Annotated in this window: 11 protein-coding genes; 4 read left to right on the plus strand and 7 right to left on the minus strand. The window is 44.2% G+C overall.

The genetic code is table 11. From position 1 onward, the window contains the following. The first annotated feature begins 120 nt into the window (after positions 1–120). Complete coding sequence (yfbR, locus tag AAC855_RS00865; protein ID WP_099123736.1) at positions 121–702, plus strand: 5'-deoxynucleotidase; 582 nt, start codon at positions 121–123, stop codon at positions 700–702. A gap of 98 nt (positions 703–800) precedes the next feature. Here yfbR and AAC855_RS00870 read toward each other — a convergent pair whose 3' ends face one another. The 4 genes from AAC855_RS00870 to yfbV all read right to left on the minus strand — a co-directional run bounded on the left by AAC855_RS00870 (position 801) and on the right by yfbV (position 5674). After that, positions 801–2630, minus strand: coding sequence for an SLC13 family permease (locus AAC855_RS00870; protein ID WP_340607771.1), 1830 nt, complete (start codon positions 2628–2630; stop codon positions 801–803). 112 nt (positions 2631–2742) lie between these two features. Beyond that, the gene (locus tag AAC855_RS00875) at positions 2743–3417 is read right to left on the minus strand and encodes a sugar phosphatase (RefSeq protein ID WP_340607772.1); all 675 of its coding nucleotides are present in this window, start codon (positions 3415–3417) and stop codon (positions 2743–2745) included. Between the two features lie 461 nt (positions 3418–3878). Further along, positions 3879–4520, minus strand: coding sequence for a hypothetical protein (locus tag AAC855_RS00880; RefSeq protein ID WP_340607773.1), 642 nt, complete (start codon positions 4518–4520; stop codon positions 3879–3881). Positions 4521–5218: 698 nt separating this feature from the next. After that, positions 5219–5674, minus strand: coding sequence for a terminus macrodomain insulation protein YfbV (yfbV, locus tag AAC855_RS00885; RefSeq protein ID WP_340607911.1), 456 nt, complete (start codon positions 5672–5674; stop codon positions 5219–5221). A 263-nt stretch (positions 5675–5937) separates the two neighbouring features. Between yfbV and ackA the strand changes: the two genes are divergently transcribed. Together ackA and pta are read left to right on the plus strand one after the other, a co-directional pair. After that, positions 5938–7140, plus strand: a complete 1203-nt coding sequence (gene ackA, locus AAC855_RS00890) for an acetate kinase (RefSeq protein WP_086956170.1) — start codon at positions 5938–5940, stop codon at positions 7138–7140. Between the two features lie 77 nt (positions 7141–7217). Continuing rightward, on the plus strand, positions 7218–9362 hold the full coding sequence (gene pta, locus AAC855_RS00895) for a phosphate acetyltransferase (RefSeq protein ID WP_340607774.1): 2145 nt from the start codon (positions 7218–7220) through the stop codon (positions 9360–9362). A 125-nt stretch (positions 9363–9487) separates the two neighbouring features. Here the strand turns inward: pta and AAC855_RS00900 are convergent, their stop codons facing one another. Then, positions 9488–10891, minus strand: coding sequence for an MFS transporter (locus AAC855_RS00900; protein ID WP_340607775.1), 1404 nt, complete (start codon positions 10889–10891; stop codon positions 9488–9490). Between the two features lie 162 nt (positions 10892–11053). On the opposite strand from AAC855_RS00900, the gene AAC855_RS00905 reads away from it, so the two are divergent. Further along, positions 11054–11719, plus strand: a complete 666-nt coding sequence (locus tag AAC855_RS00905; protein ID WP_340607776.1) for an ArsR/SmtB family transcription factor — start codon at positions 11054–11056, stop codon at positions 11717–11719. 147 nt (positions 11720–11866) lie between these two features. Here AAC855_RS00905 and AAC855_RS00910 read toward each other — a convergent pair whose 3' ends face one another. Both AAC855_RS00910 and astE read right to left on the minus strand, forming a co-directional pair. Then, on the minus strand, positions 11867–13291 hold the full coding sequence (locus AAC855_RS00910) for an amino acid permease (RefSeq protein WP_340607777.1): 1425 nt from the start codon (positions 13289–13291) through the stop codon (positions 11867–11869). 191 nt (positions 13292–13482) lie between these two features. Next, positions 13483–14457 carry a succinylglutamate desuccinylase gene (gene astE, locus AAC855_RS00915; RefSeq protein WP_340607778.1) on the minus strand — a complete coding sequence of 325 codons (975 nt, stop codon included), beginning with the start codon at positions 14455–14457 and terminating at the stop codon, positions 13483–13485. Between the last annotated feature and the right edge of the window lie 8 nt (positions 14458–14465).

Raw genomic sequence — 14465 nt, forward strand, 5'->3', positions numbered from 1 at the left:
ATATATCCCATCCCCTTCAGGTTGCAGCGAATAAAGCTGCAACTTGAAGGCTAACGGATTTACTTCCGCCTGACTAACGCCCACAATCATAATCACCCTGTTTCATTGTAAGAGAAGATTATGAGCCATTTTTTCGCCCAATTATCCCGCCTTAAATTGATTAATCGCTGGCCTCTTATGCGTAACGTACGCACAGAAAATGTTTCAGAACATAGTTTACAGGTTGCTTTTGTTGCACATGCCCTGGCAATAATAAAAAACCGTAAATTTAATGGGAATATCAACGCAGAACGCATTGCAATATTAGCAATGTATCATGATGCCAGTGAAGTTATTACCGGGGATTTGCCAACCCCAATAAAATACTACAACCCTCAAATTGCTCATGAATATAAAAAAATAGAAAAAATCGCCCAACATAAATTATTAGATATGTTACCGATTGAATTACAAAATGATTTTCGTTTTATTTTAGATGATCAATATCATAATGAAGAAGAAACTCATATTATTAAACAAGCTGATGCAATATGCGCTTATTTAAAATGTCTGGAAGAATTATCCGCGGGTAATTCTGAATTCAATCAGGCCAAAATCAGGTTAGAAAAAACATTAGAAAAACGCCACAGTCAGGAAATGGATTATTTCATCACCGTATTTGTTCCGAGTTTCAGCCTTTCTCTTGATGAAATTAGCCTATAAAAACAGCTAAATAGGCAAAAATCGGGCAGCTTAAGATTCTTATTAAGCTGCCCGATATCTATTCAGTCTATTTAAAGATACTTAACCAACAAAAATAATTAGAAAGGAAAAAGAACAGGCACAACAGCCACACTAATGGCTAATACAACTAATGTAAAAGGCACTCCCAATTTCAGGAAATCGGCAAAACGATATCCACCCGGCCCCAATATCAGCGTATTAACCGGTGAAGAAACCGGCGTCATAAATGCTGCCGAAGCCGCGACTCCAATAATCATTGCAAAAGGAAGAGGAGATACTGCCATTTGTTTGGCTGCGGCAATAGCAATCGGTGCCATTAATACTGCGGTTGCTGTATTGGAAATAAATAGCCCAATCACCGCGCACAGAATAAATAAACAAACCAACATAGCTCGTGGGCCCATATTACCGGCAATATCCATTAATCCACTGACAATCAAATCAATCCCGCCGGTTTTTTGTAACGCCAGTGCAAATGGCATCATACCGACAATCAGGATAATACTTGGCCAATGAATGGCACGATAAGCACTCTCCATATCAATGCAGCGAAACTGCCCCATCAGTAGACAGGCGATCAAAGCGGCAATAAAATTCGGAATTTCGTTGGTCAGCATCATTGCCACCATTAACGCTAAACAAAACAGGGCATGAGGAGCCTGAGATGCGGCTGGTGCAGCACTTTCTACTTCAACCGGTAAATTCAGCATAATAAAATCAGGGGCTTTGGTTCTCAGCTCACGTACCAGCTTCCAGTCACCGATGACCAGCAAAGTATCGCCCAACAGCAAAGGCTCATCAAACAACTTACCAACCAGAGCCTTACCACCACGCCGAATACCTACCACATTTAGTCCATAACGAGTACGGAACTTCATACTACGCAGTGATTGCCCCAATAAATCCGATTCAGGGATCACAGATATTTCTGCCATACCGACTTCGCGGGATTGATCAGAAAAATATTCACCGCGTAATATCATGGGTTCTAACTGCTGCTCACTACAGAATTGACGTAAATCTATATCACTGTCGGACATATCCACCAATAATACATCCTGTTGACGCAGTTCTGTCTCGCCGGTTGCAGCAACCATAACCCGGCGAAACTTTCTCCAACGTTCAATACCAATCACGTTCGCCCCATAACGTGCACGTAACCCCAATTCATCCAGAGTATGGCCTATTAATGGTGAACTCTGCCGGACAGCAAGACGTCGGGCGCGCCCTGATAATTTATAATCACGGATGAGATCACGAAATGAACGATGATAGCGCTCATCAGGTCTTGCCGGTGTTTTGCTTCCCAGCCAACGGCGGACAAGTAACATATAAATAATGCCCGCCAGTAAAACTAAAATCCCGATGGGTGTAATGGAAAAGAAACCAAAACCTTGCAACCCTTCACGTACCAGTTCGCTATTCACCACCATATTCGGTGGTGTTGCAACCAGCGTCATCATGCCACTGATAAGGCCGGCAAACCCTAATGGCATCATTAACCGCCCGGATGAAGTCTGCATTCTGGCCGCCACACTTAAAACGACCGGAATAAAAATAGCGACAACCCCCGTGGAACTCATGAAAGCCCCCAGTCCGGCAACGGATAACATCAGTAAAGCCAGCATTTTCGTTTCACTGTTACCCGCCACCCTAACCAGCCAGTCTCCCATCTGATAGGCTACACCCGTTCTCACCAGCCCTTCACCAATGACAAACAACGCTGCAATCAATAAAACGTTAGGATCGCTGAAACCGATAGTCGCTTCATTTAAGGAAAGCGTACCACTCAGGACAAAAGCAGTAATAACTAACAAAGCCACGACATCCATTCTGACTTTATTCGTTGTAAAAAGGACAATCGCGACTAATAACAGGGTCAATACCCACAACAGTTCAGTATTCAATACAGCCTCTATCAGAAAAGACGGCCTACTTGCAGGCAGGCCGGGGATTATCAACAAGAACCTATACTGGATGCATTAAACCTGTTTTATATGAATAATTCTTCGGCTCAGATCAACAATCTATCTGATTCATTTGATAAATTGTTACATATCCGCCGGATTTAACAATTTCGATATCTTCCAGATTGGTGACAGTCATATGAGTTTCGTCACGGCGGGGAATTCCCGGTGCATCATGAACAACCACAACCTGACAGCCTGCATCTAATCCGGCATGAATACCGGCTACCGCATCTTCAAAAACCACACACTCTTCCGGCAACAACCCTAATTTTTGTGCTCCCAGCAAATAAGGCTCGGGATTTGGTTTACCGTTTTTGACCGACTCAGCAGTCACCCAATGGGCTGGCTCTGGTAATTCAGCTTCTTTATGGCGGGCAGAAGCAAGCGGGATTGTTCCTGATGTGACAATGGCCCAAGGGATCTCCAGCGCATTCAGTTTATCAATCAGGGCAATAGCACCGGGCAAGGCTGTAATACCTTCCATATCTTCTGTTTCAATTTTTTCAATCCACTTAAAAGTACTGATAATCTCTTCTTCTGTGGCATCAGGCATAAAATGGCGTATTGATAATAATGCGGGTGTGCCATGCACATAGTTCAGCACTTCATCGTGATCAATACCCAGCTTATCAGCAAACTTAATCCATGCTCGTTCAACGGCAGGCAGTGAATCGATCAGCGTACCATCCAAATCAAATAAAAAACCTCTACATTTCAGCTCCAAACCCAACTCCTTTAAATACATTTATCTAAATTAAGCATAGTTTAACAACAGACTGCTCATATTATTAAGGTAAAAAATAAAACATTAAATAACTGATAATTGTACGCCACACTTTTTTCTATACACAATGGATTTCAAGATGCGTCGCGGCAGCAAGGGGGTGAATCCCCGGAGCATAGATAACCGTATGTTTATAAAAACGGTGACAGGGGTGAACGAGCGTAGCCAACAAAGAGGCAACTTGAAAGACGAAGTGTATATAACAATAAAGATCACAAACTGACTATAACGCCCAATAAACAACAAGCTGAGCATTTGCATTATGTCAATTTGTCTGTTAACCGGATAGAAACAACTATACGGCTATAGTATTAATACTACAGCCGTATCTTCTTATTCTGTTAATAATCTCCACCACTGCACTTATAATGATTATTCCTAATCAGAATAGAGATATATAACTAAAGACGGGGACAAGCACATATCTCTCCCTCAGATTTTGTTCTCATCTCAATATGGGTATAGCCATTAACCTCAAAACTACAGCAACACATAATGCCGCTGGTATGATGACAACCACTCCCTACTTCAGTAGGTGGTTCACTAACATCATTAATGCTTACAACAAGATTACTTGGGTCAGAGTCAGGATAAAAAATAACGGTATTACCTAAACAATTTGATTCATTACATGTAGCACTCAAATTAAAATTAGCACACTCACTCTTTTTATGAAAATAAACATACCAACCAATATCATGATTATAGTAATGATCCAACTCAATAGAACAAGAACCCCCATAATCAGACGATATATTCCACTCTATAGATTTATTCTTAGATATACAATCACCTGAATTACTATCGCTAAAACTCTCATTATGTTTATCGCCAGCTTTCAAAGTAATAGGTTGTTTATCTTCTCCGAACATGCATTTCGGCTCTACGTTATCTATCGTTAACGTTCTATCTGAAGAGTTATTTTTAAATTTTAAAGTAAAGTTTTCAAAACGATCAAAATCCCCTTTGATCACTTCAGTCGCATTAGCATATTGAAACAATGATACTATAATAAAAAAAAGCATAGAATATAATTTCATCATAACAATTCCCTCACGTTAATATGAAACAAGAATTTTATGAAATTAGTTTTACAGAACAAGTCTCAATACCACTATCGAAAATAAGTTCAGCACATTCCTTCCCTGATGGAAACCTAACTAAATTTTTATTATTTACACAGACATTATTTTAAATAATCATATTTTAATTAAAAACATTAAGTGAGCACTAAAACAAAAATAACAACCACTTAAATTTAAATTACTTACCATTATTATCGTCACTATTTTTATTCTTCACGATTTCTTTTTTGCTGAAAATATGAAACACGGAGAATAAAAATCGGATTAAAACCTCCACAAAAACCATTAATAAATGTTAATCAGCATTACAAATTTATAATAAACCCTTTAACAAAATAACAACATACACAGGTAAATGCGATTACATTTATTTATGCAGCACAATCAATATTTATCATCTACAAAAATCAAATAACCACTCATCAATTAAAACTCAGGGATATACTCGATAAACTTCAAGTTGCAACAGAAAATATGAGACGAGTCCTTATATCTCCCCGCGTTGCGGCGAGATATAACACGCATGCTGAAGTTGCATTGGTATAAGATAGATTTTTCTGGCTATGAAAAACCTATCTAAAATCGTATTAAATTTATTGGATGGAAAATTTATCAGTCAACCGGTACAACAACTGTCAGAACCCAACACTGATGGTTTAAATATCATCAAGAAATGAATTATCCAACTGTTTGAACGCACGTTTCAGCAGTTCAGCCAGTGATAAGTAGGTCGGTGTATTTTCGACAGGCATCATTGCAATCCCTGCTTCGGCAAATTTTTCACGAATTTCGTAAAACCATTTCAGCAAGCTTTCCGGTAAAGGAGTCGCCGCGCGTTTTCCTAACCACCAGAGTCCTTGCAATGGCAAACTACAGGCAAACAGAGCAGTTGCGATAGATGGCCCTAGTTGCCCGCCCAATGCGATTTGCCATGTCAGGGTAAAAATCGCCAACGGCGGCATGAAACGGATGCCAAAGCGGGTCGCTTTAATGATGCGATTTTCAGGAAACACAGGAGCAAGCTGTTTTTCCAGTGGCCACGTCTTCAGATATTGTTGCCCCAGCTGGACTTTTTTGAACCAACCAGGGTTGGTAGGCGGCATCGTATTCATCATGACCTCAATCAATTAAAGGTATAGTTTTTAAAAAATACCTACAAAAGATAAAATCTTTTTTGTAGTATTAATAGCATTAAGTATATTTTGTCTTTACTGCTGGCAAACGGTATCCTACACGCACTTTTGTATGGTTGCAGCTACAAAACAGAAAGCCCGCCTGTTTTCGCAACACTTTGGTTCCGTTTGTTAACAAATTGCTTCTTTTTTAACATTTTTCTTATTTAAGATTAGATCACAACAAGATAATAGGTAATTCCATGTCAAGTAAGCTGGTACTGGTTCTTAACTGCGGTAGCTCCTCTCTGAAATTCGCTATCATCGATCCTGCTAATGGTGAAGAATATCTTTCTGGTTTGGCTGAGTGTTTCGGTCTGCCTGAAGCTCGTATCAAATGGAAAATTGATGGCGCGAAAAACGAAGCTGCTCTAGGTGCCGGCGCAGCACACAGTGAAGCGCTGAACTTCATTGTTAATACTATTCTGTCTGAAAAGCCAGAACTTTCTGCACAAATTTCAGCCATCGGTCATCGTATCGTTCACGGCGGTGAAAAATTCACTTCTTCTGTCATCATCACTGATGAAGTTATCGAAGGTATCGAAGCTGCGATCCCATTCGCACCATTGCACAACCCTGCACACCTGATCGGTATCGCTGAAGCGAAAAAAGCATTCCCTCATCTGGTTGAGAAAAACATTGCCGTATTCGATACTGCTTTCCACCAGACTATGCCTGAAGAAGCTTACCTGTACGCGCTGCCATACAACCTGTATAAAGAGCACGGAATCCGTCGTTACGGCGCACACGGCACCAGCCACTTCTTCGTTTCCCGCGAAGCAGCAAAAATGCTGAACAAACCCGCTGAAGAACTGAATACCATCATTTGCCATCTGGGCAACGGCGGTTCTGTTTCTGCGATTGTTAACGGTCAGTGTGTTGACACGTCAATGGGTCTGACTCCACTGGAAGGTCTGGTCATGGGTACTCGTAGTGGTGACATCGATCCGGCTATCGTATTCCACCTGCACGATGCTATGGGCATGAGCATTGACCAGATCAACACGCTGCTGACCAAAGAGTCTGGCTTACTGGGTCTGACTGAAGTGACCAGCGACTGCCGTTACGTTGAAGACAACTACGAAACCAAAGCTGACGCTAAGCGCGCAATGGATGTTTACTGCCACCGTCTGGCTAAATACATTGGTGCTTACAGCGCACTGATGGAAGGCCGTCTGGATGCAATCGTATTTACTGGCGGTATCGGTGAGAACTCTGCACTGGTTCGTGAACTGACCCTGAAGAAAATTGCGCTGCTGGGCTTCGAGTACGATCACGAGCGCAACCTTGCAGCACGTTTCGGTAAAGATGGTGTGATCACAACTGACAACAGCCGTCCTGCTCTGGTGATCCCAACCAATGAAGAACTGGTGATCGCTCAGGATTCAGCTCGCCTGACTGCATAAGTAATATGATTTCCGGTAGCCGCCAGTCATGCTGGCGGTTATTGCTTGAATGACCAGCAACCGTTAAAGAGGTTTCCGTGTCCCGTACAATTATGTTGATCCCTACTGGCACCAGCGTTGGTTTAACCAGTGTCAGCCTAGGTGTAATCCGCTCCATGGAGCAAAAAGGCGTTCGCCTGAGTGTCTTCAAACCTATCGCCCAGCCACGTAACAGCGGCTCCCAAGACAGAACCACAACGATCATCCGTTCCCATACCAGCATTCACGCTGCTGAACCGCTGGCGATGTCTCATGTGGAATCCCTGCTGGCTACCAATAAAAAAGATGTGTTGATGGAAGAAATCGTGGCTAACTACCACGCTAACACCAAAGACGCTGAAGTGGTTCTGATCGAAGGTCTGGTTCCGACTCGTAAACATCCGTTTGCCCAGTCTCTGAACTATGAAATTGCCAAAACACTGAATGCAGAAATCGTGTTCGTTACTGCACTGGGTACTCACACTCCAGAGCAATTAAAAGAACAGATTGAGCTGAGCCGTGCAGAATACGGTGGCAACAAGAACAAAAATATCATCGGTGTTATTGTCAATAAGCTGAATGCACCGGTTGATGATCAAGGCCGTACCCGTCCTGACCTGTCTGAAATCTTCGACGAAGCAACAAAAGCAACTATTGCCAATATCGATCCGGCAACCGTGTTCAAAAACAGCCCGCTGCCAATTCTCGGCTGCATCCCATGGAGTTTCGATCTGATCGCAACCCGTGCGATTGACATGGCAAAACACTTGAAAGCAGAGATCGTTAACGAAGGTGCTATCCAGACCCGTCGTATCAAATCTGTGACTTTCTGTGCTCGCAGCATCCCTAACATGCTGGAGTACTTCCGTCCGGGTTCCCTGTTGGTGACTTCCGCAGACCGCCCTGACGTTCTGATCACTGCATGTCTGGCAGCGATGAACGGCATTGAAGTTGGTGCAGTTCTGCTGACCGGCGGCTACAAAATTGATGATTCTATTCGTGAACTGTGTGAGCGTGCATTCAATACTGGCCTGCCAGTTTTCACCGTGAACACGAACACTTGGCAGACTTCCCTGAACCTGCAAAGTTTCAGTCTGGAAGTTCCTGCGGATGACCACGAGCGTATTGAGAAACTGCAAAACTACGTTGCGCAGCATATCAGCAACGAATGGATCGATTCTCTGGCAGCCACTTCTGAACGTCCGAACCGCCTGTCACCGCCAGCATTCCGCTACCAGTTAACTGAACTGGCGCGTCAGGCTGGTAAACGTGTTGTTCTGCCAGAAGGTGATGAGCCACGTACCGTTAAAGCTGCGGCTATCTGTGCTGAGCGTGGCATTGCTGAATGTGTTCTGCTGGGTGACCCAGAAGAAATCCGCCGTGTTGCAGCGGCTCAGGGTGTTGAACTGGGTGCGGGTATTGAAATCGTTAACCCGGCGGCTGTACGTGAGCGTTATGTTCCACGTTTGGTTGAACTGCGTAAAAATAAAGGCATGACTGAAGTTGTCGCTCGCGAGCAACTGGAAGACAACGTTGTTCTCGGTACCATGATGCTGGAACAAAACGAAGTTGATGGTCTGGTTTCCGGTGCAGTTCATACAACCGCAAACACCATCCGTCCGCCATTGCAGTTAATCAAAACCGCGCCAAACAGCTCTCTGGTTTCTTCCGTGTTCTTTATGCTGCTGCCAGAACAAGTACTGGTTTACGGTGACTGTGCAATCAACCCGGATCCAACCGCAGAACAACTGTCTGAAATCGCCATTCAGTCCGCAGACTCTGCGAAAGCATTTGGTATCGATCCTCGCGTTGCCATGATCTCCTACTCCACCGGTAACTCTGGTGCGGGCAGCGACGTTGAGAAAGTTCGCGAAGCAACCCGTCTGGCGCAGGAAAAACGCCCTGATCTGATCATTGACGGCCCATTGCAGTACGATGCGGCTATCATGGCAGACGTAGCGAAATCCAAAGCACCAAACTCACCAGTTGCGGGTCAGGCTACCGTGTTCATCTTCCCGGATCTGAACACCGGTAACACCACTTATAAAGCGGTACAACGCTCTGCGGATCTGGTCTCTATCGGGCCAATGCTGCAAGGTATGCGTAAACCAGTTAACGATCTGTCCCGTGGCGCACTGGTTGATGACATCGTTTATACCGTTGCACTGACGGCTATTCAGGCTACTCAGCAAGAAAACGCGTAATCTTTACGTCATTTTCTGTTCTATAATCCCGGCTAATTGCCGGGATTATATTTAAATAATGCCATGTGTTATTTTGCTACGGCTATCCCCTCTGTCAGAAAAGTCATTTCACCTCATTTAATCTTTCACACAATACGTACACGGCGTACAACAAACGCAGCCAGTACCGGAGCTATCGCAAAGACCGCAAATAGCCACACTGCGGCACTTTGAGCACCGGCTAAGCCGCCCGGTTCAGAGAACCCGGCAATGTTTGCCACAATACCCGCAAGTGCGGAGCCGATTGCGGTCGCGTACAATTGCACGGTTGTAATCGAGGTCGATGCCAGATCTTCCTGACCGGCAGGCGCACTCGTCAATACTTGTGTGAGCATATGCGGCCAGGCAGCACCAATACCGATACCAACCGCAGCAAGTGCAACGCACATCAATATAAAACCGGAAGCCGGGCTGAACAGGGATTGCGATGGCATAATGACTGCCAGCATGATAAGCGCAATTACAACCAGAATGGGGCCACGCCGAACCAACATCTGTGCAATCTGTGTGCTACGTCCGGAACTGAACAATGAACCAAGCGTCCAGCCTGCCGCCATTAATGCAGTCGCATAACCCGCGATTAATGGGCGATAGCCATGAATGACCTGCAAAAAATAAGGTACGAATATCTCAGTTGTCATACCGATGACAAGCAGGCTCATACAGGCATAAATAGCGCCAAGAGGAGCACGAATATCATAAGCACCTGTCGGCAACAGTTTAATTTTCGCTTTACGATCAAAACGGGCAATCAATACCACAATCGCAAGTCCAATAATGACACCGGAAATATTGATAAAAACTAACTTTGACAGACTTGCAACCGAAATAATAAGCACTGATACCCCAAGTAGCAGGATCTTGCCAATTGCAGCCCGCTCTGTCTGCACCACAGATTTTTGATAAATCGCCAACTGAACAATCACAATCACTGCAAGGACGGCAGCAACAGGTAAAAGAGCAATAAATGCGAGACGCCATGTATCCCCGTGCGCAAAAATCCCACCGATGGCCGGGCCACAAAGTGTCGCAATACCCCACATACCAGACACCATCGCCATCGCTCGGGGCCATAATCGTTCATCAAATACGATACGAATGAGTGCGTAGCTGAGGGCAAATAAAATCCCGCCACCAAAACCCTGTATAAAACGCCCAACCAGCATCCACTGCATATCTGTTGCCACTGCACATATCAGCGTTCCTATACAGAAAACGACAAGCGCCACAAGGTAAGCAGCGCGAGGCCCGAAACGACTCAGCACATTTTTAGACAATGGCGCACCGATAATTGATGCAACCATGAACAGAGTCGTATTCCATGCATAATACTCAAGCCCGCCAATATCCCGGACAACCGATGGCAGGATTGTTGTAGCAATATAGATATTGATTGCATGTAATGCGACGCCGCCTGCGAGTGCAATTGAGATCAGGCCGTTGCGGCCGGAAAGTAGTTCTCCCCAAGAAGGGGCAATATTAGAACTCATAAATTACCTCATCAGTTTTATACATGGAGCTGCTCATTTTGCGATCAGGTCATTAATTTATCATTCCAACAATTAATGGATAAATGGTGAAGATGAATTAATTATGCTATTTATATTGCACATCTCGATATTCGAACTTCTTGTTATCTGAAACGGTTGCTTATGAAAACAGTTGATCCTACTGCTCATGCTATTAATGAAATGGCTGATTTTGCTAAAACGCTCGGGCACTCACATCGACTAACCCTGCTTGAAGCCGTATTTAGGCGTGAAAGTTCAGTGGAATATTTAGCAGAAATATCCGGGCTATCCATTACCAATACTTCACAACATTTACAGCAATTGCGACGTACCGGATTCGTTCAGACCCGTCGTGAAGGCAAGCATGTGCTGTACAGGATCGGCGATGGACCGGTAGCAAACATACTTGTTGCTTTACGGGACTATCTTGCCTATCAACAAACTGAGATCCAGCGTGTCGTTTCTGACAGCATTCGTTATCCGGAGCACTTCGAAGGTATTTCTATTGAAGAATTGCTCAGCAGGCAAGAAGACGGTGTACTATTGCTGGATGTCCGCTCAGAAGAGGATTACGCCGCAGGGCATATTCCGGGAGCCATTAACATACCAACAGAAACCCTTGAACACCACCTTGATGAGTTACCACGTAATCAGGATATTCTTGCTTACTGTGGCGGACGATACTGCGTACTCTCTGTTCAGGCTGTTTCATTACTGCGGTCGGAAGGATTTAAAGCGCTGCGAGTCGGAGAAGGTTTTCCGGGATGGCGGGCAGCAGGTTTGCGGGTGGAGGCGTTAGAACGCTGACTCACATTTACCCGGCCTTATAGATATTCCTGTCAGATGACTCGCTGAAAAAAGTCATCTGGCTAGCTATTAAACGTAAGATAATGCCGAGCGCTATAACCGTATTTAACCTGCTCTTTTGGCTCAATAAACCCTCAACATTATCAATTAATCAACTGAATCTATAACCCTTCTTGGCTGCTGCCGTTTTTGCCGTATACGCCATAAAACTTCAAGGATAATAAACCAGATTGGTGTGCCATATAAGGCAATACGCGTATCGTAATCAAAGATCATGATAACCACGGTAAAAGCGAAAAATATCAGAGTACACCATGTCATCGGAATGCCCATCGGCATTTTATAGATGGACTTCTCATGTAAGTCAGGGCGTTTTTTACGGTAAGCCAGATAAGCAAGCAATATCATACACCAGCTATAAACAACCATGATGGCGGCTACAGTAGAAACAATGGTAAATAACTTCATCACATCGGGAACGATAAACAACAGAAGTACACCACTTGCCATGCAAACAACCGAAAATATCAGGCTGAAAACAGGAATTGCACTACTTACTGAAAGCCGCCCGAACCAACCATGAGCCAATTTTTCAGTAGACAGGCCATATAACATCCGGGTACAGGCATATAATCCGCTGTTTGCTGAAGACATTGCCGATGTCAGCGCCACAAAATTAATCACTGCGGCGGCAGCCGGTAATCCCGCCAGTGCAAATAGTGTAACGAACGGGCTGACTTCCGGAGAGATGTGAGGCCATGAAGTTACAGCAATAATGCACATCATGGAAAACACATAAAAGATAATAACGCGAATCGGAATACTGTTAATGGATTTCGGTAAAATCTTCTCCGGCTCTTTCGTCTCAGCGGTAACAGTTCCCACGAGTTCAATGCCGGTAAAAGAGAAAATCGCAATCTGAAAACCAGCAAAAAAACCAAATACGCCATTAGGCAGAAAGACTTCCGGGTTAGTCAGATGGCGAACAGAAGCCGTGACCCCATTGGGTGATGTCCAACCAACAGCCACCATACCCACGCCAACAATAATCAGTGCAACTATTGCCACAACCTTAATCATGGCAAACCAGAATTCTGTCTCACCGAACAAGCGGACTGAAAAAAAGTTGCATAAACACATTAACCCAAGAATGAACAACGCGGTAAACCAGAGGGAAATATCAGGAAACCAATACTGAATATAGCCACCACAGACCACGACATCCGCAATACAGCTCACTACCCAGCTCATCCAATATGTCCAACCGAGAAAATAACTGGCTTTTTCCCCAAGATAGTCAGCGACAAAATCAGCAAAGGTACGGTAATCCAATTTGGAGAGCAGTAACTCTCCCATCGCCCGCATCACCATAAAGGCAAAAAAGCCGATCAGTAGGTAAGTCAGAATGATAGAGGTACCTGATACAGCGATGGTTTTTCCTGTTCCCATGAATAGGCCAGTCCCGATAGCACCGCCAATGGCAATCAACTGGACATGACGTTTTCCTAATCCACGGTGGAGTTTCTGCGCACCTGCGGATTGCTCCGCAGATGTTTTTACCGTATTCGTCATCAATAACCTCCGGGGTTTTCTTTTTATAATGGGTATACACTTCGTCTTTCAGGTTGCTTCTTTATTGGCTACATTCGCTCACCCCAGCCACCCTATTTATAAACATAAGGTTATCTAGGCTATCGGGGGATTGACTTCCTTCCTGCCGCCGCAACGCATCTTGAAATCCATTGTGTATAGATATGAATTGATCAGGTTAATTGCTCCAATAGCAGGCCAGCCCTCAGGCCAATGGCAACGTTAGCGTTAGGAAATAAAATAAAGTTTGCCGGAGAAGTCATTTTCCAGGATTGATTTTCCTGACTGGCAATTTCAAAACCATCCGGCAGGGCTGTGAAGTTTTTTGTATCTTGCGGAATATGAAGCCGGAAGCTGTTGTCCTGTTTGATAATTGAATCAACTACCCGGTAACGTTTTATTGCCGGTTTTTGCCGTTTCACAGAAAATACGCCAGCAATCAGCTTCTGTAATGCTGTTGTAATATTGCTGAATTTAGTCAGATCGTTCTGCCCGAAAGGATAGACTTTGCCAATTTCCATCGTACAACTGTCTACATTGAAGTATTGGCTGGTAAATTGGCTGAATGTTCCGCCTTCACTTTTATGAAAAACCACCGCATCAATATCACTGCCTTCCAACCACTGTAGAAGGTCAGGCGCATATTCACGCTGTTGGAAAGGCAACAAGGCAAATTGTTCATGGCAGGAACCACGAATGGCTGTATGCAGGTCAAGATGCCAGCGGCGTGTTGAAGCCATAACCGCAGGCTCCTGAAAAAACTGCTGTATCACAGATTCCAGCTCAACTGCCCGCTGTGTCTCATTTCCGGAAGGAAAGTTCTGATACCTGCCACCAAACATGCGATTGAGATCGTTATGAATATAGCGATTACTTTCACGCATGGCAGGCAAATTGCCGAAAATAAGCAGCAGGTTATGCTGCAACGACAAACTCCCCTGCACCAGTTGTGTTAATAGCTGGAGCAGTATTTCAATCGGAGCCGTTTCATTACCATGAATTCCTGCGGAAATAATCAGCGTATCGCTTTTACTCTCTTGTGGGATCAGTTGCAATACACCATCTGCCAGCCATTTAGCGGTTAATGTCGACGGGAAACTCAGTGTACTTTCAAGCTTCTTTTCAAGTAATGGGGAAAGTAAATCCATCAATCCTC

The sequence above is a fragment of the Xenorhabdus bharatensis genome, assembly GCF_037996705.1.
GTDB lineage: Bacteria > Pseudomonadota > Gammaproteobacteria > Enterobacterales > Enterobacteriaceae > Xenorhabdus > Xenorhabdus bharatensis.